Annotated in this window: 21 protein-coding genes; 9 read left to right on the top strand and 12 right to left on the bottom strand. The window is 42.2% G+C overall.

Going from position 1 to position 23,793, the window contains the following annotated elements; translation table 11 throughout:
* Positions 1 to 14: 14 nt before the first annotated feature.
* The 3 genes from KUL10_RS15050 to imuA are packed head-to-tail and all read right to left on the bottom strand — an operon-like array spanning position 15 to position 5,505.
* Positions 15 to 3,254 (bottom strand): error-prone DNA polymerase, encoded by a 3,240-nt coding sequence (locus KUL10_RS15050; protein WP_110429774.1) that lies wholly within the window; start codon positions 3,252 to 3,254, stop codon positions 15 to 17.
* Positions 3,238 to 4,740, bottom strand: coding sequence for a DNA polymerase Y family protein (locus KUL10_RS15055; protein ID WP_110429775.1), 1,503 nt, complete (start codon positions 4,738 to 4,740; stop codon positions 3,238 to 3,240). The genes KUL10_RS15050 and KUL10_RS15055 overlap by 17 nt, the downstream gene beginning before the upstream one ends.
* 39 nt (positions 4,741 to 4,779) lie before the next feature.
* Positions 4,780 to 5,505 carry a translesion DNA synthesis-associated protein ImuA gene (imuA, locus tag KUL10_RS15060; protein WP_110429776.1) on the bottom strand — a complete coding sequence of 242 codons (726 nt, stop codon included), beginning with the start codon at positions 5,503 to 5,505 and terminating at the stop codon, positions 4,780 to 4,782.
* Between the two features lie 355 nt (positions 5,506 to 5,860).
* Between imuA and KUL10_RS15065 the strand changes: the two genes are divergently transcribed.
* The 4 genes from KUL10_RS15065 to KUL10_RS15080 all read left to right on the top strand — a co-directional run bounded on the left by KUL10_RS15065 (position 5,861) and on the right by KUL10_RS15080 (position 7,442).
* A complete protein-coding gene (locus KUL10_RS15065; RefSeq protein ID WP_110429777.1) occupies positions 5,861 to 6,295 on the top strand; it encodes a hypothetical protein in 435 nt (144 codons plus the stop codon).
* A gap of 27 nt (positions 6,296 to 6,322) precedes the next feature.
* Positions 6,323 to 6,691 carry a hypothetical protein gene (locus tag KUL10_RS15070; protein WP_110429778.1) on the top strand — a complete coding sequence of 123 codons (369 nt, stop codon included), beginning with the start codon at positions 6,323 to 6,325 and terminating at the stop codon, positions 6,689 to 6,691.
* A gap of 31 nt (positions 6,692 to 6,722) precedes the next feature.
* Positions 6,723 to 7,034: a helix-turn-helix domain-containing protein gene (locus tag KUL10_RS15075; RefSeq protein WP_110429779.1), complete on the top strand. Its 312-nt coding sequence runs from the start codon at positions 6,723 to 6,725 to the stop codon at positions 7,032 to 7,034.
* Positions 7,035 to 7,097: 63 nt separating this feature from the next.
* Entirely contained in the window at positions 7,098 to 7,442 is a 345-nt protein-coding gene (locus KUL10_RS15080; protein WP_110429780.1) for a DUF3392 domain-containing protein, read from the top strand.
* Positions 7,443 to 7,460: 18 nt separating this feature from the next.
* Here KUL10_RS15080 and KUL10_RS15085 read toward each other — a convergent pair whose 3' ends face one another.
* Both KUL10_RS15085 and KUL10_RS15090 read right to left on the bottom strand, forming a co-directional pair.
* Positions 7,461 to 8,636 (bottom strand): DUF1501 domain-containing protein, encoded by a 1,176-nt coding sequence (locus tag KUL10_RS15085; protein ID WP_110429781.1) that lies wholly within the window; start codon positions 8,634 to 8,636, stop codon positions 7,461 to 7,463.
* Between the two features lie 6 nt (positions 8,637 to 8,642).
* Positions 8,643 to 10,130, bottom strand: a complete 1,488-nt coding sequence (locus KUL10_RS15090; RefSeq protein ID WP_110429782.1) for a DUF1800 family protein — start codon at positions 10,128 to 10,130, stop codon at positions 8,643 to 8,645.
* 199 nt (positions 10,131 to 10,329) lie between these two features.
* On the opposite strand from KUL10_RS15090, the gene KUL10_RS15095 reads away from it, so the two are divergent.
* Positions 10,330 to 10,920, top strand: coding sequence for a hypothetical protein (locus KUL10_RS15095; RefSeq protein WP_110429783.1), 591 nt, complete (start codon positions 10,330 to 10,332; stop codon positions 10,918 to 10,920).
* A 21-nt stretch (positions 10,921 to 10,941) separates the two neighbouring features.
* Positions 10,942 to 12,753: a type VI secretion system contractile sheath large subunit gene (gene tssC / locus KUL10_RS15100; RefSeq protein WP_110429784.1), complete on the top strand. Its 1,812-nt coding sequence runs from the start codon at positions 10,942 to 10,944 to the stop codon at positions 12,751 to 12,753.
* Positions 12,754 to 12,757: 4 nt separating this feature from the next.
* Here tssC and KUL10_RS15105 read toward each other — a convergent pair whose 3' ends face one another.
* The 5 genes from KUL10_RS15105 to KUL10_RS15125 form a co-directional block, all read right to left on the bottom strand.
* The gene (locus KUL10_RS15105; protein WP_110429785.1) at positions 12,758 to 13,843 is read right to left on the bottom strand and encodes a S41 family peptidase; all 1,086 of its coding nucleotides are present in this window, start codon (positions 13,841 to 13,843) and stop codon (positions 12,758 to 12,760) included.
* 75 nt (positions 13,844 to 13,918) lie between these two features.
* A complete protein-coding gene (locus tag KUL10_RS15110) occupies positions 13,919 to 14,413 on the bottom strand; it encodes a hypothetical protein (protein ID WP_110429786.1) in 495 nt (164 codons plus the stop codon).
* A 43-nt stretch (positions 14,414 to 14,456) separates the two neighbouring features.
* Positions 14,457 to 16,244, bottom strand: a complete 1,788-nt coding sequence (locus KUL10_RS15115) for a DUF885 family protein (protein WP_110429787.1) — start codon at positions 16,242 to 16,244, stop codon at positions 14,457 to 14,459.
* Between the two features lie 29 nt (positions 16,245 to 16,273).
* On the bottom strand, positions 16,274 to 16,597 hold the full coding sequence (locus KUL10_RS15120) for a DUF1820 family protein (protein ID WP_110429788.1): 324 nt from the start codon (positions 16,595 to 16,597) through the stop codon (positions 16,274 to 16,276).
* A gap of 79 nt (positions 16,598 to 16,676) precedes the next feature.
* Positions 16,677 to 17,252, bottom strand: coding sequence for a TetR/AcrR family transcriptional regulator (locus KUL10_RS15125; protein WP_110429789.1), 576 nt, complete (start codon positions 17,250 to 17,252; stop codon positions 16,677 to 16,679).
* Between the two features lie 334 nt (positions 17,253 to 17,586).
* Here KUL10_RS15125 and KUL10_RS15130 point away from each other — a divergent pair, with 334 nt between their 5' ends.
* The 3 genes from KUL10_RS15130 (at position 17,587) to KUL10_RS15140 (ending at position 21,844) form a co-directional block, all read left to right on the top strand.
* The gene (locus tag KUL10_RS15130) at positions 17,587 to 19,266 is read left to right on the top strand and encodes a M28 family metallopeptidase (protein ID WP_199509269.1); all 1,680 of its coding nucleotides are present in this window, start codon (positions 17,587 to 17,589) and stop codon (positions 19,264 to 19,266) included.
* 309 nt (positions 19,267 to 19,575) lie between these two features.
* The gene (locus tag KUL10_RS15135) at positions 19,576 to 21,387 is read left to right on the top strand and encodes a DUF4105 domain-containing protein (RefSeq protein ID WP_199509271.1); all 1,812 of its coding nucleotides are present in this window, start codon (positions 19,576 to 19,578) and stop codon (positions 21,385 to 21,387) included.
* Positions 21,388 to 21,397: 10 nt separating this feature from the next.
* Positions 21,398 to 21,844, top strand: a complete 447-nt coding sequence (locus KUL10_RS15140; RefSeq protein WP_110429790.1) for a DUF3015 family protein — start codon at positions 21,398 to 21,400, stop codon at positions 21,842 to 21,844.
* A gap of 58 nt (positions 21,845 to 21,902) precedes the next feature.
* Here the strand turns inward: KUL10_RS15140 and slmA are convergent, their stop codons facing one another.
* On the bottom strand, positions 21,903 to 22,493 hold the full coding sequence (gene slmA, locus KUL10_RS15145; protein WP_110429791.1) for a nucleoid occlusion factor SlmA: 591 nt from the start codon (positions 22,491 to 22,493) through the stop codon (positions 21,903 to 21,905).
* A 25-nt stretch (positions 22,494 to 22,518) separates the two neighbouring features.
* Entirely contained in the window at positions 22,519 to 23,754 is a 1,236-nt protein-coding gene (gene coaBC, locus KUL10_RS15150) for a bifunctional phosphopantothenoylcysteine decarboxylase/phosphopantothenate--cysteine ligase CoaBC (RefSeq protein WP_110429792.1), read from the bottom strand.
* Positions 23,755 to 23,793 lie beyond the last annotated feature (39 nt).

Consider the following 23,793-nt stretch of genomic DNA (forward strand, 5'->3'; position numbering starts at 1 on the left):
CTGCCTCATTTCACCTACCTAAACTCACGACTCTTAGTCTCCAATTCACCTAGCAGGTGCGTTTGATCAATCAACCTGCCTGCAATTACATGCGTCACGCCTGCATCCCCTCGCTCTAGTATCCCTTTTACTTGTAGTATTTTGGCATTCAAGAATGCTTGCTTCTGTTCTCTTGCGGTATTTTGCCATACGACTACATTTACGTTTCCGGTGTGATCTTCCAAAGTGATAAACGTGACACCTGCTGCAGTACCTGGGCTTTGTTTGCCGCTGACCACACCAATGACACTGATCACTTGCTGGTGGCGAACGTCGTCTAGCTTATTGGCGCAGGTAAATTTAGGAAGCAAACCTTGTGAACTTAAAAGTGCAATAGGATGTGAATCGACGGATAAACCTGTGCTGCTGTAATCTTCTACGAGTTCGTCAAATAGGCTTGGCTGGTAGGCGTAATTGTCCGTGCTCTTTGTAATTGGAGACGTATTTGAATAAGTGCTTGCTAAAGGACTTTGTTCAGCAATAGCAAGATGGTGCTTAATACCAGCCTTGGCTGAATGGCCAGCTGAACGCGGCACTGTATGATTGGCTTCACTCAGTTTAAATAAAGGTAAATCTTCGCTTTCATCCATTAATTGCCAACGGGTTTGATAGCGATTGCCGGCGATACTGGCAAAGGCATTTGCACTGGCTAAGGCTTGTAAGCATGAAGATGAAATGCTCAGATTACGGACACTCTGCAATGACTCAAAACCACCTTTGAGTCTGCTTTCTACAATCAGTTGGGCGCTTTGTTCTTTTAAGCCTTTCACTAACCGAAACCCCAAACGAATAGCAAAAGCACCGTTATCTAAAGCTTCGATCAAATGATCATAAGTAGAGGCATTGATACAACAAGGCAGCACCTTAATATCGTGTTGCTTTGCGTCTTGAACCAGTTGAGAAGGTGTGTAAAAGCCCATTGGTAAGCTATTGAGTAAACCGACATAAAACGCCTGTGGATAATAGTGTTTAATCCATGCTGAAATATAAGCTAACACGGCAAATGATGCGGCATGTGACTCTGGAAAACCATATCCAGAGAACCCGCAGATTTGATCAAATAGTCGTAAGGCGTATTCATGGGTGTAGCCGCGTTCAGTCATGCCGTCTACTAGTTTTTGTTTGAATTTATATATATCCCCGTTTTTCTTAAATGCAGCCATCGAGCGTCTTAATGCATCTGCTTCTCCCCCGCTAAAGCCTGCTGCAACCATTGCCAATTGAATCACTTGTTCTTGAAAAATAGGCACGCCCATTGTGCGCTTGAGTACTTTTTCAATGTCTTTTGATGGGTAGTCAATCGGCTCTAAACCATCTCGTCTACGCAAATAGGGATGTACCATTTCGCCTTGAATCGGACCAGGTCTAACAATCGCGATTTGCACCACTAAATCATAATACTCTTTAGGCCGTAAACGAGGCAGCATATTCATTTGTGCTCTGGACTCAATTTGAAAAACACCCACCGTGTCGGCTTTACGGATTTGTTTAAACACTTGCTTGTCGTCGGGTAGGGCGGTGATAAACGGAATGCTATAGTGGTGATCGTAGTGTTTTGCAATTAACTGAAACGCTTTTCTGATGGCGGTTAACATGCCTAAAGCGAGTACGTCGACTTTGAGTAACTTTAAGGTTTCTAAGTCATCTTTGTCCCACTGAATAACGGTGCGTTCGGGCATTGATGCATTTTCAATGGGTACTAGTTCGTACAAGGGGCCTGCGGATATGATAAAGCCGCCTACGTGCTGTGATAAGTGCCTTGGAAAACCAATAAGTTGTTCAACTAGTGAGATAAACAACTCACCTTGTTTCGACTCAGGCGTAATACCTAGCTCACCCAACTGTGCTTGCCAAGGCAAAGCGCGATCGCGTCGATTGACGTTTTTAATAAAATAGTCGAGCTCGGTTTCGTTTATTCCCAGTACTTTACCGATTTCTCGCAATGCGCTTTTAAATCGATAGCAAACCACCGTTGCGGCTAATGCTGTGCGCTCTCGTCCATATTTTTTATAGATGTACTGAATCACTTCTTCGCGGCGCTGATGCTCAAAGTCCACATCTATATCAGGCGGTTCATTGCGTTCTTTTGAAATAAAACGTTCGAACAATACGCTGATTTGCCGTGGATCAACCGCAGTAATTTCTAGGCAATAACAGACAATTGAATTGGCAGCAGAGCCCCGTCCTTGATATAGAATTTGCTGACTTTGCGCAAACTGCACAATGTCGTAAATCGTTAAAAAAAAGTACTCGTACTGTTGTTCATGGATCAGCTTAAGCTCTTTTTCTATGATGGCTCTTACTTCATCACTCACACCTTCGGGAAAGCGCTTTTGAATGCCGACTTCAACCAGTTTTCGCAAGTAAGTGGCGGCACTATAACCTTCAGGGATTAACTCGGCAGGGTATTCGTAAGCAAGCTCGTCTAAGGTAAAGGTGCATAGCTGAGCCAAGGTCAGGGTATTGTTAAGCCAATCAGTTGGGTACAATTGTTGTAGCTTTTTTAATGGACGCAAACACGCCTCTTGATTTGATAAGGCTTCACGGCCTAATTGTTGAACGCATACGCCTTCTCTAATCGCATGTAAGCTGTGCTGTAAGGCTTGTCTACTTGGGTCGTGCATCAAAGCATGAGAAGTAGCAATAATAGGCAAATCAAACTTATCTGCGAGCGCTTCGCAATCTTCAATATAATCGTATTCATTGGCATGTAGCCAACGTTTGATGCCAATCCATGTGCGTTGTGGGTAGTGTTTATTGAGCCACATTGCCCATAGTTCGTCTGCTTGTGCGTCTCCGCTGGGCAAGAAAATACAGTGGCAGTGTTTAATTGATTTTAGATCCCATTCGGCGAGTTCATATTCTCCTTTTTCTGCTCGCCGACGTGCATTTGTGATGATGCGACAGCACTCTTTATAAGCCGCTTTATTTGGACACAACAAGACGATTTTGTGCAGGTGCCCAGCAAACTCAAACTCAAAATAACTGCCGACAATTAACTTAATCGGTAAGTTGTCTTGTTTCAGTTCAGCGTAAGCGCGTACGACGCCCGCCATCGAACACTCATCGGTAATCGCAATGGCTTTGTATTGATGAAAATAAGCTTGCCTGATCAATTCTTGTGGGTGCGAAGCGCCCGTTAAAAAAGAAAAATTACTTTGACAAACAAGCTCGGCAAAGCCTTCAAATGCAAGAGAGTTAGACAAAGTAGCCATGTACAAACCACTTGTCTTCTGGGGTTTTGTACACCCATATTTGCTGCCCGTGATTATTTTGCGCAACAAAATAATCACGTTGAATGTGTTCTTTGTCCCACCATCCACTGACGATGCGCTCAGGGCCGTTTAAAATAGTGACTTTTTCGCTTAGGGTTTCGGGCTGAGCTAATATAAATCCAGGGCGATCTTTAAATACGCGCTGCTCGTTTTTGTGTGCAAGCGCGTGTGCTCGACTTTGTGAAGCTGACAACAAGCGCTTTTGTTGTGTGCTTTGTTGTTCCGTATCATTTAAATGCACAGGCATGAATTGAGTGACGCGCTCGGGCCGAAAGTCTTGGCTATAACGCAACAACCTTACTTTTTCATCACCTAGTTTTGCTCTTAACCTTGATAGCAAAGTCAAGCTGGCGACATGCGTGCCTTTTTGCGCAAAAAAATCTGCATTTTTAATATCAGCAAGTTCTAGTTTGGGGCACGTTAGCGTGATGGCATACACTGCTGATTCAAGTTTGAGCTGTTCAAATTGTAAGGCAATGATGCTTAGCCAATCTTGTTGCTTATAAATCGCCAAAGCACTGTTAATCGTTTGCTCTACTTTGGGATGCTCTCGTTGATGCAAAGTAAGCTTGATCGTTAAACTTAAGGCGTTTCTGATTAACAGGTACTGCTCAAAAGACAGCAAAAGCTTGTCGATGATCGGTAATAATTTATCGACCAGTTCAATGTCATATAGCAGCTCTATATAGTCGTGATAATGCTCGGGTGGATAATAAAACTTAAGCTTGGCAGGCGCTTCACCTCGCAGTTCTGATATCACATTAATACTGAAGCGAGACACTCGGCTGGCAAGGGATGCAAGCGGTTGTTCGAATAAAGACTGGATGTTCTTGATACCAATTCGCGCGAGCTTTTCTTGATCTTTGGGGTCGATATCGGTCTTACATAACTGACATGCCAGTAAACATTTATGTAAGTGTGCTTTGTCATCAGAGATTTTGTTGAGTTTATGTAAGGCGAGTAATTTAGCGACATTCACCGAATAAGCACTCGCAAACTGCACTTCTACACCGCTTTTGGCTAACACCTGCGATAGCACTCGCCAATAAGCTTGTAGGCCACCGTATAAGTTCAGCATATTTTGCGCACGTAAAAATAAACCATTAGGTGTATCAAGTGCGATATCCGAGGTGACTAAGTAAAGCTGGTGGGCGATTTGGGTTAATGCTTTTTCTTCAATACTGATGTTGTATTCGTGTACTTGTAAGTTATCGCAGAGCAAACTAGCGCTGGCCAAACCCATGCCTTTTTTAACACCGACCTCAAGTGCGGCTTGGTTAAGTTGAAGCATTTTGTTGGCTTTGGGATCATAAATCACACGCGGTAAAGCAAGCTGCTCGGGGGCATTTACTTGGCGTTGGATCACGTCTAGATGTAGCTTGGGAAAGTACAGATAAATCCACAATGAACGGGTATCAAACTGCATGCATCGCTCCTGTTGCGTTAACTAGCAAAGCCCAAATACTTAAGACGGTTTGCTGTGTAAGGCATAAATGTTAGCGGCTTGCAGGGTATGACGTGAACCGCCACGGCGCTTGTGCATCGGCGACCCCATTCTGGCTTTATAAGGCACTTTGACGCTGAAGCTAGGTAAAGGCCAGCCGACTTTTTGCTTGTCTACTTTGATATTCACGGCTTGTTGATCACGGTTATCACGCGAGAGCGACATCGCCAAACTGACAGGCAAATTAGTTTGTTGATGTTTGCCTGCTTCAAATAAAAAGATCAAACATTGTCCTTTAATTGCAGCCAGTTCGAGTTTTTTAGCTTGGGCGACTTGTAGCTTTTCGTGCCAGATAAAAATAGCGGCACAAGCACCACTTTTAGCGCATTGTTCAGCGCTCCATAACTTTTGCTCAGTGCTGTGTTTGTCATGGGTAATATCGATGATCATGACTTTATCAAGCGTAAGTCCTTCACCAATTAAGAATTCTGCATTTAACAAAAATGGAGCCGCCACAAAAGCACAAAACTGCTTTTGTGCTTGTGCTTTAATCGCAGGTAACACTAGGCGCATTTCACCTAAGCCGACTAAGCTTTTAATATGGACTAAACCAGACTTTGGAAAACCACCATTTAGCGCTTTATCGAGTGTTTGATAACCGGTACTAACACGCTCCTTGTGTTGCTCGATACTCGCTGCACGCCACACTAACTGCTTTTTTTGCAAATCATGTAAGAGAGGATTCATCGTAAGCACACCTAACTTGATATAAAATACTGTATATATATACAGTATAAGTAGCTGTGTTAAATGGTCAAGTGTTTAGCGTTGATCGATAGGCAAGCGCTTGTATTGAAAGCGCTTATTGTTTAATCAAGGGTGTTTTGTATGCTTGCCAAGTATTGTCAAAGCTATGCGACAGCCCTTGAATTACAAGGGCTGTCGCATCAACTGTCGTATGACAGCGCGTAAAAATGACTGTCGTGTCGCAAAAACGCCGTTGGATTAACTCATTCCCAAGTGCTTAATGAAAGCGTTCCTTGATGTCGTTCGCGATTAAAAGGACACAATAAATGAATATCCGCACTTAAGGAGAACAACGATGCAAGATATACTTAATCCAAATGATAAAAACCAGGTGTCAACAAATGAGGAAGAAGCAATGAGTCAAGTTAGCCTACGCAAAGGTTATTGGTTTTTCTTTGATGACGAAGGAGATGACATCTCAATACATGGTTCGGCGTGGTCGGGAAAAGAAACGGTTTATTTCAACAACAAAAAAGTCTCTGAAATTCGAAATATTACCAGCCGATCAGGCACACATCATTTTGAAGCTAAGCAACATTCATACAAAGTTGAATTTCAAATTACTAGCTTGAGACAAGGTACTTTAGAGGTTCGCGTATTTAAAGATGGACATTTGCTCGGTCAAGAGTCGGCGAGTATTCAAAAGAAGCCAGTGCCGTGGTGGCATTATTTGGTATATGCAACGGTAGGTGCATGTTTTGGTTTTGCCATGGCGGCTTACTTTTCTTAATCGAAGCATTAAAAGGATACTCAGCAGATGCAAAAAGGCAGATGGTTACGTCTAAAATATGAAGAACACGATATTGCTATTCATTGGTCTAGATACAGACGTATTGAAACCGTTTATGTCAATAATCACCCAATATCTGAAAAGCCGAATTTTTGGGGAGCAAGCAGTGTTTACAAAATTACATTAGCAGAGCAACCCTTCTATTTGCATATAGAGTCTCCAGCGTTAACCAATGTACTTGCCCGCGCAACACTCAAAAAAGGCGGGCAGCAATTAGTCAGCGCCGACGCAAAGTATTTTGAGACAAAAGCTTCTTTCGTCAAATATCTATGCTTTGTGTTGGCCATGCCTTTTGCTGGATTTTTACTCGGTATCACTTTGAGTAAGGTTTTATAGATGTTCCCTGATCATAAGAGGTCATTATAAAATGGAGATTCGAGGCGATATTGTCAGGCAATTACGGACTGATCGCTCATGGACGCAAGCGCACCTTGCTGAAGTGTGCGAGGTCAATTTAAGAACTATTCAACGCGTTGAAAATCAGGGCAGCGCTTCTGTCGAAACCATCATGGCTTTGTGCGCTGCTTTTGATATAAAACGAGATGTATTGTTTAAAGTGCCAGAGCCTAATGAAATCGAGCAGGATAAATTTGCGCTAGGGCGCTTACATTATTTGTTGTTTTTGGCTGGTTTGTTACTTGGTTCGAGTGTTTCGGTGGTTTTGTTGATGATGAAATGATTCGTCACTCAATGTCGTCATTCGGTATACTTGCGCCCAAATGACTTACCTAAAAAAGTAAAAATGAAAGAAGTAATACAGTTTATCTCAAGTACGCTAGGGCAATTCACCGCATTGATTCAGCCTTATTACAACGAAGTTGCGTTAACCATCATGGCAACAACATTGGTGGTTTACGGCGATGTACTAAACAAAAAGATAAAACGTATTATCAGCCCTTATCACTTCATTATTCGCACTGTCGTTTTTGTGTTGGTGTGTGCTTTTGGCTATGGCATTTTGGTGGTGTTTGCGACGCCCTATGTTAAGCAGGTAATTTTGCTGGTGCCTTATGCTTATCAAGGGCTATTTGTTGTCGGCGTATTTTTGCTGTTGGGGTATTTGGCTGAGCATCGTCGTTATATTTAGCCTTCAAACTACTCACACCTACACCATATCAGGAAAAATAAGCTTAGCTTGCGCAGTAGAAAGACTAAGATGGCTTTTTAGGGCTTCAAGCGTCCAGTAGCGCACATCACTGGTTGGCTTTAAATCGCGCGCCTCAAATAATTGCTCTTTTGCTAATCCAGGCCATTTGCCTAATACCGCACCTCCTTTAATTGTTGATTTCGATAGCTGGCGGGAAGAGGGTGAAGTTAAACCACCGCCTGCCAAAAACATAGCTGAGGCAGTGCCGTGGTCTGTGCCTTTTGTGCCATTGAGTGCAACTGTACGGCCAAACTCAGTATTAATAATTACCAAGGTGTCTTGCCACGTATCACCTAATGCTTGATGCATTTTTTTAAGGCCATTATCAAGTTGTGAGAACATTCTGGATAATCTATTTTGTTGATTGTTGTGAGTATCCCAACCCCCAAGCTCTAGCATTGCACAATTAATGTTAGGATCGTTATTGAGTAATTCACCGCATCTTTCAGCTAAATATACAAAGTTGGGTTTACGCTTTTCATTCATTTGCATGGCAGGATTTTGTTGCTGTTGAATAAGTGATTGTAGGTGGTTGTTTAGGCTCTCGTCATTTTGATACAAATCACTCAAACGCGATAACAAATCATCACTTGCTTCAGGAAACGTTGAAGGGTACCACGTTTGACTTTGTATACTTTGATGACGAAGTGCAATGGGCACACTTCTAGAAATCGCAACGCTTTCTCCTTTAATTGCATTTGCGGCACGTGCAAGCCAACCATTGTTGTGATCGGTTTGTGTAAGACCTGATTCCATATGATCTTGAGCTTCAAAATGCGAGCGCTCCCGGAAGCTACTGGCCACTGCAACCACAGGTGACATTTGTTTTTGCGCATATAATTGATGCATAAAGGAAAGTTGTGGATGCAAACTAAACTGTTTATCTAAGCTGAGTAAGTCTTGTGCAATAGGCTCTACAAATTGCTTGCGATACGCCAAAAAATTTGGGTCTGCTACAGGAAACACCGTATGCAGCGAGTCAACTGCGCCACGTAAAAATATCCAAACCACTTTTTTGTTCGCGGTGCTTTTATTCGACATATTGGCGTTGAGTAAATTAGCTGCAGCACGTGGTGTTTGCAATAATACCCAAGCTGCTGCACCGCCTTTTATAAAATTTCGTCGATTAATCATATTCGTTTACCTGCGCTGAAAATCTGGGCTGAGCAAGAATAATGCAAGTGCTTGTTGTTTACTTTCAGCACGTTTGATCGCTAATGTACTTGCTTGACTTAGCAGTGGCCCTAGCGCTTGCTGGGCAAGAGCGAGTGGCTCGACTTTCTTGCGTTTTGTTATTTGATCAGCAAAGTAACTTGCCCACTCAATGCGAGAATTAAGTGCAGAGGTCCCTAACCAAGCTTTTTGCTCGTCTTCATATCCCGCAGGCGAACCTGAATTGAAAAAGCCATGGCCTAAAATCTCGAGTGTTCTATATAAATCGGGGACTGGCTTTTTAACGCCACAGGCATTACAAGCGCTTAACACGAAAGCGCGTGGACTTTTGAATTTATCAGCTTTTTTCTGCCAACTTAAGGGATTTGCAATCATCGTGCTTATGACTTTATTCATATCGCCGTTGGTTGCTAGCCATGTTTTTTTCATAGCATCTACGAGCGCCTTAGGAACATTATCGCTAATAAAGTACTTGGCTAATTTGTAGCTAACATGTTCTGCTGTTGAAGGGTGATTTGCGAGGTCATCTAGCATTTTCAATCCCAGTGACATCTGCGGGTTTTGCTTTGCGAGTTTTGCGGCTAAGCTATCATTTCTAAATGATATCGCTTCCAACGAATAGGTTTTACCTAATAGTGCTCTGTTTCCAGGCTCTTGCATGTTGGCACGAAATGCAAACCCTGGATCCTCTCCTTTTTTGACATTACTGATACTCCAACCAGTAATTGCTCGAGCCAACTCTAAGACGTCATCTTGTTTGTAGCCTGAATGTACACCTAGTGTGTGAAGTTCTAATATTTCTCTGGCTAAATTTTCGTTTAAACCTGCGCCTCTTTGCTTCTTTGCTTTTCTTCTTTTCCCTGTTTTGCTATTTGGGCCCATTGAACGCTCGTTATTTAAATACATCAGCATGGCAGGGTGAGTGGTCACAGCAATAAGGATATCGGAAAAGCGTTTATGCAGTCGCGGTGCAATCGCTTCTGTTTCTAGTGTGGGACTAAGCAGTGTCAGGAGTGTATTTGAACGACTCACGGCAAAGTGATTGGAAAAAAACGCCAATAGGCGTGAACAAAGCGGCTGCTCAGTTGTGAGCCCAGATAATGCATTGTCTTGTGCAAGCTTGCGAGCAGAAGCAATCATGTCACGCCTTAATTGCTTGGAGCCTGCAGACATCATATTGTTTTGAGTTTCACTCTTACTCTCACTCCCACTCTCACTCTCACTTTTACTCTCATTTTCCCTTTCTAATTTTTGCTGCTCTTTGAAATGATAGTAGCTGAGCATTGCGTCTTCACTACTCCATTTAACATCGTTAAGTTTGTAAGGTGTCATTTGAGATATGAGCCAAGCTTGTGCGCCCTGTAAGGAGTCGATATTGTGAAGTGACTTTGCGAGTTTGGGATTGATACCATGACCAAATCGATTTGCGGCGATGTATACAAATTCATTTAACATTAGCGTCTCGTACCTTACTTTAACGAAGTGCTATCTTTTAGCGAGTGGTCGTCTTATTTGATGTATCACAGATTGATGATTTTTTATTCATGTCAGTCAGTGTAAAACTGAGTTACAGTACCGACAAGCAGATTTACGAGAAATTGACATTTGTGTGATAACGAAGCTTAGATATGCTTGTCGTTAGTTGAGAATTAATATGAAAAAACTAATTAAAAACAATAAGATATTTATCCTGGTATTTATTGTCAGCGGGTTTTTTACGCCACAGGCGCTTTCAAAAGTGAATTACGCCGATAATTCTGGTTTTTCAATTACTAATGTGAGTGAAAGTGCTGCGTCAGTTGAGGTGGTGTACGATAACTTTATTAACCACATCGACAGTTGGTGGCCCAAAGATCATACATGGTGGAAAGGGACACTTAAAATAGATGAATATGCCGGTGGTTGTTTTTGTGAAATCACACAGACATCAAGTGCAGCGCATATGCAAATCAGTTTTATCCATCCTCAAAAAAAGGTAGTGATGACTGGAGGGCTTGGTCCACTTCAAGAAATGGGCATATATGGAGCTTTGACATGGCAGTTCACTTCCCTCAACGAAGAAGACTCAAACACTGATAGCTCAAACAAGGGAACAAGAGTGACCCTCACTTACCATGCATCTGGCACGATCCAATTTAATGGTAAAAAAGCGACTAACGAAGATGCTGTAAAACTAGTTCACGCAGTTGATAAAGTGCAAGCGCAACAATTATCGTCTTTAACTTCTTTTAGTAATGAAAAATAGTGTTCAGTTAAGGCAATACGCATGTTAAATAGCATACAACACAAGCTAAATAGGGTGCGTCCACCTCGTGTCAATATTACCTATGATCTTGAAACGAAAGGGGCAATTGAGAAAAAAACGCTCCCTTTTGTCCTAGGTATTATTGCACCGTTATCAGGCCATTCTGAACAACGCCACCCTTTGTTGCATGAACACCACTTAGTATCGATTAAAAGAAACAATTTTAATATGACACTAGCGTCTATTAAGCCGCGTTTGAAATTCAATGTACCAAATACCCTTGAAGGAGATGGAGAACTTTCAGTTAACCTAGCGTTCTCTCATTTCAGCGACTTTGATCCCTTGGGCGTTATACAAAACCTACCTGCTTTGAGCGCTATTTATCGAACAAGGACTGACTTGTGTAACTTCCAGCGTAAACTAGAAGGCAACGATGCGCTGCGCAATATTTTGCTGACTACGCTAAATACCTCATTAAAAAGCGCTCTGTTCAAAGTAGATGCGGATACTTCACAAGAACTGGTTGAAATGTCACCGGTGGTTGAGGAAATATCCGAGCAAAATATTATCGACATCATCAATACTCACATTTCTCAAATCGATAAAATGCTCAGCTTGCAATTAAGTCACATTATTCACCACAATGATTTTCAAAGGTTGGAAGCGACTTGGCGAGGCTTACATTTTCTAGTAATGAACTCAGACACCGATGCTAATTTACAGATCAAACTGTTAGATACAACGTTTGAAGCTTTACATGACGACTTAGATCAGACCGTTGAAATTGAACAAAGCGCTATCTATTCCATTTTTAATGCTGAGCAATGCAGCGCCCTCATTGGTGACTATCAGTTTGGTCAAGCCCCTAACGATATAGAGTTGTTGAGTAAACTGAGTCTCGTTGCTTCGGCTGTTCATGCTCCTTTCATCTCATCGGCTTATTTAAAGCCGGTTGAATCACAGAGCCTTGAGGCTTCGCTTGAAATCAGTGATTTGGATGAGATTTTTGACAGTACGCAAGTTGCTCAGTGGCGCGCATTTCAAGCATCTGAATGTTCTCGATATGTAACTTTAACCTTACCAAGGGTCATGTTGCGTGCACCCTATCAGCATAACAATAACCCTACAGATGGCTTGAGTTTTGATGAAGATATTCGCCAACCAATTGATTCTACGATGATACTTTGGGGAAATCCTGCATATTTACTGGCTCAACGTATTGCTCATGCATTTTCATTATATGGGTGGACGGCAGCGATTAGCGGAATTAAAGGTGGTGGGTTGCTTGAAGGTCTACCAACTTGCATGACGAGCACTGACAGTGGTGAAAGCCGGCTGAATTATCTAACAGAGAGACTCTTCAAGGAGGAGAACAAAGACACGCTGTTTAAGCTAGGGCTAATGGCGGTTTGTCATTGCACAAACAACAAACTCGCTTTTTTTGGGGGCAACGTTGTAAACAAAACAAAATCTTATATTAGTTCCGACAGTAGCACCGCAAATGCCCGTAACTCAGCACTATTACCTTGTATTTTAGTCGCTTCTCGATTTGCTTTATACGTAAAAGCGATGATGCGAGAAAAAATAGGCAGTTTTATGACACGCGCAAATATCGAAAACTATTTAAATACATGGATTAGTCAATATGTGCTACTAGATGAATCCGCTTCAGCGCAGGTTAAAGCTGATTATCCGCTCAGGCAGGCTAGAATTAATGTGAGCGACGCGCCTGGTAAAAAGAGCACCTATCGTGCTACTTTGTTTTTAAAGCCTCATTTTCAGTTGGAAGAATTATCTACCTCTATTCGTATAGAGGTAGATCTTCCTTTTTAGTCGCTTAATTCACTGACTGGGGATGCGCTTGCTTCGCCAACATCAAAGCACGGTCCAACGCATCGACACGATGAGTTTCTACATCTGGCGTTATCCCTATTCGTTCCCAGTTTTTATTAGATACCGCGATGATGGGTTTTGCCAAGGATATACGAAAAGTCAGGTGTTCTGTAATGGGGCGCACACCTACGTAGTAACCGGCTCCTGCTGTAGTTTCACCAACGACTGTTGCTTTGTTTTGCGCTTTCAATACGCCAGCAAATAACTCTGTTGCGCTTGCTGATGTCTTGCTGGTGAGTATCCAAACGGGGAAGTCTTGCCTGAAATTAGCGTGTTTAGGTGTTGAGCTTGTTTCAATTTGCTCACTTTCAAATAACGGGCTATTTTCTTTTGCCATTTGTTCTGTGCGCCATTGAATTGACCATAATGGTGTTTCTGCTTCGATAAAATAACTCAATAAATACTCGACTAAATCAGGTGAGCCTCCCACTGTATCTCGCAGGTCGATGACCATTGCATCAGCATATTGGAGAAATAGCATGGCGCTGTCTGCTGTGGATTTCGCCTCTGGTGCGGGGTCAAATTTATTGAATTTTAAGTAGGCAATATTGCCAGATAAATACTTCGCTTGTTCGAAGGCATAATTATATTTCAGTTTTCCAGGCTTTGGTTTGAGTATATGCGTAAGCGGTTTATCTGGCTGTTGTAGCATGATACTTAAATGAAGATCCTGAGTAATATCTCGAATGTCTCTGCCGATATGCTCCGCAAATTCAGCTAGTGATGTGACATGCTTATAAGCATTTCGCGTGTGTTTTTCGCTGATAATATCATAAGTACTTTTGACCTTTGATGGGGCTATATAGTGGGCCTGCATCACTTCAAAAGTTTGTTGGATTAAAGTGCTTTTATCTTCATAGCTTAAAACACTTGATGATGTTAGTTGGTTTACAGTCGGTTTGGCTAATACTTGATTGGATAACAAGTTTAATAACAATAAGCTAAGGCAAACAATACTGAAGCCGTAGGTCAGGATTTTTAATATGTGCAAAAATGGACGTAAAAACGTCGTTTGGAATAATAAATTCATATCAGTCACTCTATATTTTAATTAAGAGGGCAAAGTCAGCCCCAGAAAAGATGTTTAGTTTGATAAAACAACCGCTTATGCAATTGAGAGTGCGCTTATGAGTGGATGTGAATTGAGTAGTTTGATTTGAATATTTGAGTCTTTCCACCCTGATATTCGGTGAGTATTTGATGAGTACTCGCAAAACCAATAATGACAGAGTGGTTCTGAGAATAGATAGTCGTCAGCGACAGCCGTTTGTGGAATGAGCCCTAAGTAGCTGTCTAATTCACGAAGTGCCTGTTGCCTAAGGTCTTTAAAGTAGACCGCTGAAGAGGCGTTTTGGTAGTAAGTTGATAGTTGCTCAAAGGCGTTATCACCTTCGATGCTTAAATGCGGTTGACTAAATGGCTTATTTACAGAGGTGTCAAACACATAGACAAGTTCAACATTTTGTTGATAAGCATTGAGCTTGAGCAAAGAGTCCGTTGATTGAGCGTTGTGGGCAATACAAGCAAGTGCAAAACAGAACAGCAAGCTCAGCATTAAGCTGAGCTTGCGAGTTTGCTTGTCATGTTGGTTGGCTTTCATCGGGTCAATACTAAGCGATTTTCATCAAATGTTCGAGTTGGCGCTAAATGCCATGCGTCTCTTTTACATCAGCAATAAATTGCTGCATATTCTCTTCCAAGACAAATAGCGGCACTGAACCATTGGCTAATAAGGCATCGTGGAAATCACGCAAATCGAAGTGCTTACCTAATTCTTGTTCAGCCAGAGCACGTAGTTCCTTAATCTTGATCTCCCCGATTTTATAAGACAGCGCTTGAGCTGGCCAAGAAATATAGCGGTCTATTTCGGTGCGAACATTGTGCTCAGACAGGGCTGTATTTTCGAGCATATAATCGAGCGCTTTTTGGCGACTCCAACCAAACATATGCATACCAGTATCAACGACTAGACGACATGCACGCCACATCTCATAGCTAAGGCGCCCAAAATTGTCGTAAGGGTCGTCATAAATACCGACTTCTAGGCCGAGGTATTCCGAATATAAGCCCCAACCTTCGCCAAAAGCAGAAATGTAGGTTGAACGGCGTACTTCTGGTAAATCTTCCATCTCGGCCGCAAGGGAAATCTGCAAATGATGCCCAGGCACTGCTTCGTGTAAAGTTAATGCAGGTAATGCATACAATGGACGTTTATCCAATGCGTAAGTGTTTACCCAGTAGTAACCAGGTTGATCGTCGCGTCTTGGGCTGATGTAGCGGCCGGTGGTGTATTTTGGCGCGATTGCATCGGGCACTGGCGCAACGCCATAAGGTGTTCGTGGGAGTTTCTTAAACAACTTGGGTAGCTGAGCATCCATCTTTTTTGAAATATATGAAGCAACAATAATGAGATCTTCAGGGGTCTGGGCATAAAACTGCGGGTCAGTGCGCAAAAACTGAATAAAGTCGTTAATATCACCGTCAAACTTTAACTCGTCTACGATGGTTTGCATTTCACTGCGAATGCGCGCGACCTCTTTTAAGCCAATCTCATGGATTTGTTTTGCCGATAAATCAGTGGTGGTGTAATGCTTCATTCGGTTTTGATAAAACGCTTCACCCTTGGGCCAAGTTTTGACCGAAATATCGTCTTTTGCCAAGGGGATATATTCTTTGACTAAAAAGTCGTAAAAGCTTTGATAGGCATTGGTGACACCGGTCACTGCAGTGACGAGCTGTGTATTGTTGGCTGCGTTGTCTAGGTCTTCGCTCAGGTTTTCAAAAGGCTTAAAAAACGGGCTTTTACTAATATCTTTGTCAATGTAGCTGACCAAGGCATCTTCAAATCCGTCTAAAACCGCTTTTGGCTGAACTTGACCCACTTCCATGCCTTCTTTCATATAGGCAATTTGTTGTGCAAATTGAGCAGGGATGGCGCGCAGCGTGTTTAAGTATTTGTCGAATGAAGCTTGATCACTGATGTTTACTGAACCTGGTACATTGGCAATGCTATTGTGAAAACCATATTCAGAGGTAATCGGCACACGGTATTCTTTAAACTCATACTGCGACACATAGTTGTTTAAACGATATTGCTGCATCAAAAGCGAAATACGATCGCTACTAGGCAAAGATTGTTCGTCAATTTGTGCTAATTTTGAAAGAAATGATTTGAATTTTGCATTTCTTGTCGACAATGCCGCGGGGCTAATATCGGTAAAAGGCACATCGGTTTTGACTCCCTTTGAACGCGCTAAGCCCGGAAATTGAGATAATTCGTACTGCCAAACTTCATCGAGTAGCTGATGCAGTTGAGATTGCGCTTGGCTAACCGCTAATGTGGGTTGGCTATCTGCAAATACTGGCTTACTGATTATCGGACTAACAAATAAAACAGCGCTAAGAGTGGACGCGAGTGCTAATAACTTCATACTTTGCCTTTATTTTGTGGTTTCACCATCTATTTTTTAGGGGTGTATATCGGTTGGCTTAATGATGTCACCTTATCAGAAAGCTGTGTGATTTTCGCGCTACCTTGTTTTTCAACTTGGTCAATCCGCAACACATTATGCATTGGTATATAAGTGCGCTTAACATCTGCAAACTCGTCTTTTAGCTTTTCATGGCTTGGGTCGAGCACAATTTCGGTGTGATTATTCCACACAAAATCACCTATCTCGATAAAGCCAAACATATTACCTTGCATCAACTCTTTGACGTAAAGCTCGTAACGTTCACCATTACTGATAAATTGAATGCGATATAAAGCGTCTTTGTCGCTCATTGATGAAACCTTTTTAGTACTGCAATTAGCCCTTTATATGGGGATGCTTTAGCCAAGTACAAGTAATACTAGACTTGCTTTATAGCTCAATTGAACTCACCAGTGTGCGCATGGCAATCAACACATCGCCATCGCCATCTTGCAAAATATTTGAGATAGCAAATCCTTGTGTAAAGCATGTCAATTGAAGGGCAATCGATTCGATATTGACATCGCTGCGGATCTGATTGTGTTTTTGTGCGCGCTCTAAACAGCCAATAAAACAAAGCTGTAGCGAATCATAGTAATGGCGCGCCATTGACTGAATGTCTGCATCAGTTTTTCCCAATTCGCTAATGCACGTAACTAGCAGACAACCTTTGTGAGAAGTCAGTTTATGGTAGCTTTCAAAATAATCGTAGATGGCATGTGTGCCGGTATCCCGTTTATTTATCAAACTGTCTTGGCATGTTAAGAGTCGGGTATCAATATAATGTTGTAGGACGCGATGTAAAAAGCCTTGTTTGCTTTTAAATTCAATATAAAAACCGCGACGGTTAAACCCTGTTCGGCCGATGATTTCTTCCATAGAGGCAGAGGCATAACCGTGCTCGATAAAGATTTCGACAGAATATTCTAAAATTTCATTTACATCATATTGGGCTTGCTTTGGCATACGAGGCTCTCCACATGGTCGTTGGGATTGCGTCCTTGCCTATTCAAAAGTTTAGGTAACCTTAGTCAGCGCTAATCAAGTGAAAGAATTATTATTCTTAGATATTTTCTTAGTTATAACAATGATTAGTGTGTTTGCCAATAATAGTTCGTGCTAGCAAGCGTTTTTGAGTTACCAGTTTATGTTGAAAGCGAGTAAGCGCAATTACGGTCTAATTACCCCTAGTGGTGCCCAAATATGGTATAACTGCGCCTGTGAAAATAACGTAAAAGCAAAATCGACGACGATCGATAAGCGAAAAAAACACAAAAAATACGACAGAAAAAGGAAAAACATGAAATTCATTTCACAAAAATGGCTTAAATTAAGCGCCATTTCTATGACCAGTGCTTTGTTTTTTGGCTGTGCAGGCCAGCACGCGGTCGAAAGCAATAAGGCTTATGCGCCCGTGGCAAATGCATTGGTACCAAATACGCAAAATATCAAAGCGCATATGAGCTTTTTGGCTGATGATTTATTAAAGGGTCGCGAAACAGGATCGCCAGAGCACGAAATTGCCTCCTTATATATCGCGGGCGAGTTTGCTAAATATGGCTTAAAACCTGCCGGCGACAATGGTACATATTTACAGCGCATTAATTTTAGAAAAGGTTTGTTAGTTCAAGAATCTCCTACCTTTTTTGTAAAAGGTGATAATACAGAGTTTTCACTTTCTTACCCTGATGATTACCTAAGCGGTCCAGATTTATTGAGCACTGAATCATCGGTCACCGCGCCTCTAGTGTTTGTAGGCTACGGCGTTGTTGCACCAGAACTTAACCATAACGACTATGAAGGCTTGGATGTTGAAGGCAAGATCGTAGTCACCCTTTCAGGAAAACCCAAATCATTTCCGACGGAAGAGGGTTCGCATTTAGCGTCTGGTTCTCAAAAGTCTAAGTATGCGGCTGAGCGCGGTGCGGTTGGTAGTATTACTATCAGTACACCCACCAGTGAAAAAGTGCGTCCGTACAAAAATCTACTCAACTTCTTACATACGCCGCGTATGCGCTGGATGCATGATGATGGCACACCTGCAAATGTCACTAAAGAACTAAAAGGGAGTGCATATTTGGCACAACCCACTGCAAAAAGAATTTTCAGCTTTGGTCCTACGCCATTAGAAGACATCTACGCAGTGCTTGAAGAAGACGGCATTCCAAAGGGCTTTGATATTCCATTAACGGTCACCTTAGGGCGCGAATCTACCCATGAAGACTTAACGAGTCCCAACGTGGCTGGCATCCTTGAAGGAAGTGACCCTGTGTTAAAGAATGAATATATTGTCTTTACTGCTCACTCCGACCATATTGGTATTGCACGCACGGTTAAGAAAGACAAAATTAACAACGGTGCAATGGATAATGCAACAGGCACATCTGTGTTGATGGAAACAGCTCGCATGTTTGCTTCGTTGCCAATTGCACCCAAGCGTTCAATTTTGTTTTTGGCAGTGACAGGTGAAGAAAAAGGTTTATTAGGCGCTGATTTTTACGCGCGCAATCCAACGGTGCCTAAGGGTAGCATGGTTGCAAATGTTAACCTTGATATGCCGATTTTAACCTATGAGTTTGCAGATGTGATTGCGTTTGGCGCAGGTCATAGCTCTATGGGCGCATCTGTTGCGCAAGCGGCTAAAAATGTCGGATTAGAGTTAAGCGAAGATCCTTGGCCAGAGCAAAACTTGTTTACCCGTTCTGATCACTATAGCTTTGTAAAACAAGGTGTTCCGGCTGTATTTTTGGTACCTGGCTTACAATCTAAAGATCCAAATATCGACGGAAGTAAAGTATTCGGAGAGTTTTTAGCAACCAATTACCACAAGCCAGGCGATGACATGAGCCAACCATTTAATTGGGATGCCGCTCATACGTTTACTGAAGTGAACTTCCAAATAGGTTTAACTTTGGCGAATCAAGATGAAACACCTAGCTGGAATGAAGACAGTTTCTTTGGGAATACGTTTGGTAAGTAGTATAAAAGTGTATGTTTGAGTTAGTTGGTTTTGCCGACTAACTCTCCACCTTTTCTAACGCTTTGCTTTGATGCGTTAGAAAAGGTGAAGAGATCACAGCTGTAGTCATTTAAGAATCTGCTATATTGAGCGCTCAAAAATGAGTGTTGTTCAATGGGGATTGGGCAGGTAAAGAGTCTTGCAATAATACTTGCAAGGGCAAATCTTAAAATATAGACTCGGCGTTGGGCAAGTTTAACTCTAAGGGAATAGAGGCGCGCCAATGCGCTGCTTACATAATTTTTGCGTAGTCTATTAGTGTTTCTCTGTTTGTTTAAATGGGGCATTGCGATTGAAGCGATGGCCTATGACAACAACGAGCTGAGAAAAATAAGCGAACATCCTACTTGGAAAAAACTACTTCACTTTGAAGCGGGCTACTTTCATGCCTCTATAAGCGAAGTGAACTCCCAATCTTTTTTTCTACATGAACACGGCAGTACCGATGCTTACCTCGAACTCCAAGCGACGATTCAAGCGTTCCAGTATCAGGCAGATTCTCAGTGTGTATTTCCTGCGCGCCTAATTTTCCTGCAAAAAGTACTCCCCAAATTCCAATTTCCATCAACTGATTGCCCTCAATATGATGCCTATCTAACTGCTTTTCAAACTGAAAGTCTGAGTATTGTTTATGCGAGTGGTTATCTTGGTAATCCTGCTTCGATGTACGGTCATGTTTTTTTAAAGTTTAATGGCCACGAGGAACATAGCTTGCTAGATAATACCTTTTCATTTGGTGCAAAAGTCCCCGAAAATGAACCAGGACTTGTCTATGTAACAAAAGGTATGTTTGGAGGCTATGACGGAAGATTCACAAACCAAAAGTATCACCATCAACACCTCACCTATAATGAATCTGAACTAAGAGATTTGTGGGAATACGAATTAACGCTCGACAAACGTGAAGTACAGTTTTTACTGGCTCACCTTTACGAGCTGGAAAAGACCCAAATGGTGTATTACTTCTTCAAACAAAACTGTGCATATCAATTAGCTAAATTGCTCGAACTCGTTATCGACACGCCACTAATAGCGCCTGAAAAGCCATGGGTAATGCCATATGATGTGATTGCGATGTTAGACAGACATGATAACAATGGGGAGCTGATTGAAGATATAACATACAAGGGCTCAAGACAGGAATTACTGTATGCGAAGTGGGGGCAGTTGACTAAAAAAGATAAAAAGCTAGTTTTAAGACTTATCTCTTCTCCTGCTGACGAGGTCGCAACCATCATAAGTCAAGTGGATACTCAAAATGCAATTCAAATCATTGAGACGATGTATGACTACCTAGCATTTATCGATGTAAAACAAGATGGCCTTGATGCTCAGCAAATATCAAAACGCAAAGCTTTAGTTAAAGCTAGGTTTGCTCTGCCGGCAGGCGGGTTTGAGTGGCAAGCACCGCTAAAAAAGGCTCCACACACTGCGCAGGATACAGCAATGCTTCAAGCCAGTGTGATTCATAATAACGAATTCGGAGCCCTTGCCGAGCTTAGATTTAGAGCCAATTATTACGATTTGCTGAGCGTCAACGCCGCGCGTATTCCCTTTTCAGAACTCAGTACCTTAGATGCTAGATTAACCTATAGCTTAGAGCGCTCAGAGTTCGATTTACGCGAGTTAACACTCATTAAGATTGTCAATTTAAATGTATCTAATACAGGCTTACCCCAAGATAGCGGATATGCATGGAAAGTCGCGATAGGTTACAAACCAGAATCGCTAGCCTGTGCAAACTGTTCAACTGCATATGCTGATGGATTCATCGGAAAAGCATGGTCGACATCTGCGAATTGGGCAGCTTATGGCGCACTTGCCTTTAGCGCTACCGGTTCCAACAGGCGCGGTGGAAACATATCTATCGGTCCTGAAATTGGCGGGGTGATAAACCTCGCTCCTGGATATGCTGTGTCCTTAGCCATAGGACAACAGTCATTTGTAAATGATCTTGAGAAAGATCAGCAATACTTAGCATTTGAGCAACGATTTTTTGAACACCGGCGTTTTGATATTCGAAGTTCGGTCAAATATCTCGATGCTCTTGAATATGCTTTAAACTTCACTCTATATTATTAGGAAAACAAAAATGAAAAAAACCACACTTGCAATCGCTCTTATCGCTGCTGCATCTTTTTCTACTACTGCTATTGCACAAGAAAAAAAGATTAACCCTTGGAAGCAGTGCGGAATCGGAGCAATGGTCTTTGACGACAACCCAACAGCGGCTGCGCTTTCTAACATTATCTGGGATCTTGGAACAACAGCGGTGTCTTCTAATGTTTCTTCTCAAGACAGCTGTGAAGGCGCAGAAGCAACAGTAGGTATTTTTATCAAACAAAACTTCGATGCAGTCGTTGAGCAAGTAAGTCAAGGTGAAGGTGACCACCTTAATGCAATGCTTGATATACTAGCGGTTGAAGGTGATGCTCGCATCACTGCTATTAGCAATGTTCGTGCAAATACTGCTGATGCAATGGCAAACGACAGTTTGACCGCAGAAGGTCTATACAACATCGTTCTTGAAAATATCTAATTAGTTTTTGATATTTTAAACAACTGACTGCCCGAGATATTGGGCAGTTTTTGCTACTTCAGCTAAAATAATGCGATTTAATATTCTTCCAGTGTTCCATAAACTGTTCGGTTGGTCTTCTGGCAAACTCACTTCTCACAAACTGATTAATTTTACCGTCTGTGAAGCAAATCAACATATTAGCGATTACGCTTTCATCAGCAGGTAATTCTTTATTTTCTCGTAGTTTATGTTCACGCAGTATTTGCTTAAATTGCACCTCTAAGCGGTCGAACAATTTAGCAATTCTTGAGCGAAGGCGATCTTGTTCACCCATCAGTGCATCGCCGTTTAACAGACGCGTGATACCAGGGTTTTTTTCAGCAAAGCCCAAGATGAGATGCAAAATTAACTGGCAACGTACTGCTGTGTCTTTTTCATCTTCCATGATTTTATTGATGCGAGAAAACAAGGTTTCTTCTATGAATTCGATGAGTCCCTCGAACATGCGCGCTTTACTGGGGAAGTGACGGTATAAAGCGGCTTCGGATACACCCACTTCTTCTGCAAGTCTTGCGGTGGTGATGCGTTGACCAGGATTGCTTTCAAGCATGCCAGCAAGCGCTTGAAGAATCTGCGCTTTGCGGTTGGGTTTCTTAGTTGATGGCATAAAAGTGACCTATATGCTGTTTTTATTATTGTTTGTGCAAACGATACTCTTGTTCGAGTAATTTTAAAAGCTCTACTGCAAGTGAGTCTTTACTATCAGGTGCAAGCTTAACACTTTTTTCGTGTGTAATAACGGTTAAAGCATTACGGTCTGAATTAAATCCAAGTTCACTTGATGACACATCATTTGCTGCGATCATGTTAAGCTTTTTGCGTGTTAACTTATCAGTTGCATACTTTTCAACGTCTTGCGTTTCTGCCGCAAAACCCAGTGTAAAAGGCGGGTTGTCCAAGCTTGCAACCGTTTTCAAAATATCAGGATTTTTCTCAAATGTCAGCGTTAAACCGTCTTCACCTTCTTTCTTTTTGACTTTGTGCTGAGGAATATCTGAAAGTCTGAAATCGGCGACCGCTGCACAAGCTATAAATATATCTTGTCCTTCTACTTTACTTAAACACACATCAAGCATGTCCTGCGCGCTTTGGATTTGAATAGTATTGACGCCATCGGGCTGCTTTAAATTAACGGGGCCAGACACCAAAGTAACTGATGCACCGAGCTTTTTGGCAGCAGTTGCTAGCGCATAACCCATTTTTCCTGAACTGTGGTTGGTAATATAACGGACTGGATCAAGTGCTTCACGTGTCGGTCCTGCCGTGATCATGACGTTTAAACCTGAAAGAATAGGCGCTTCGTTCACTTCAAAATAAGTTGATGTGAACTCTTTAGATGCTATCGCCTCGACAATTTCTATGGGTTCTAGCATACGACCGTAGCCGACATCGCCACATGCTTGTTCACCTGCACCAGGACCTATTTGAAACACGCCGCGCGACTTCAAGATATCAATATTGGTGAGCGTTGCAGGTGCTGCCCACATTTGCTGATTCATTGCCGGTGCAATGGCGATGGGTGCTTTTGTGGCAAGGGCTAATGTGGTTAGTAAATCATCAGCTAAACCATAGGCTAGTTTTGCAATTGTATTGGCTGTTGCGGGCGCGACCACAAATACATCAGCCCAGCGTGCTAATTCGATGTGCCCCATACCTGCTTCAGCATCTTCATCAAGCATGGTGTGGCTGACTTTATTGCCAGAGACGGCTTGTAGCGCGAGTTTGCTAACAAACTCGGTGGCCGAATCAGTCATCACCACGCGCACATTCGCGCCGGTGGCTTTAAATTTGCGAACTAAATCGGGGGTTTTATATGCGGCGATGCCTCCGCTGATCCCAAGTAAAACGTTCTTTTGGTCAAGTTGCATAAATTCTTAATCGGCGTACAAATACGCTCTGGTATGGAC

Source organism: Glaciecola sp. KUL10, from assembly GCF_003203515.1.
In the GTDB taxonomy this organism is placed as follows: Bacteria; Pseudomonadota; Gammaproteobacteria; order Enterobacterales; family Alteromonadaceae; genus Glaciecola.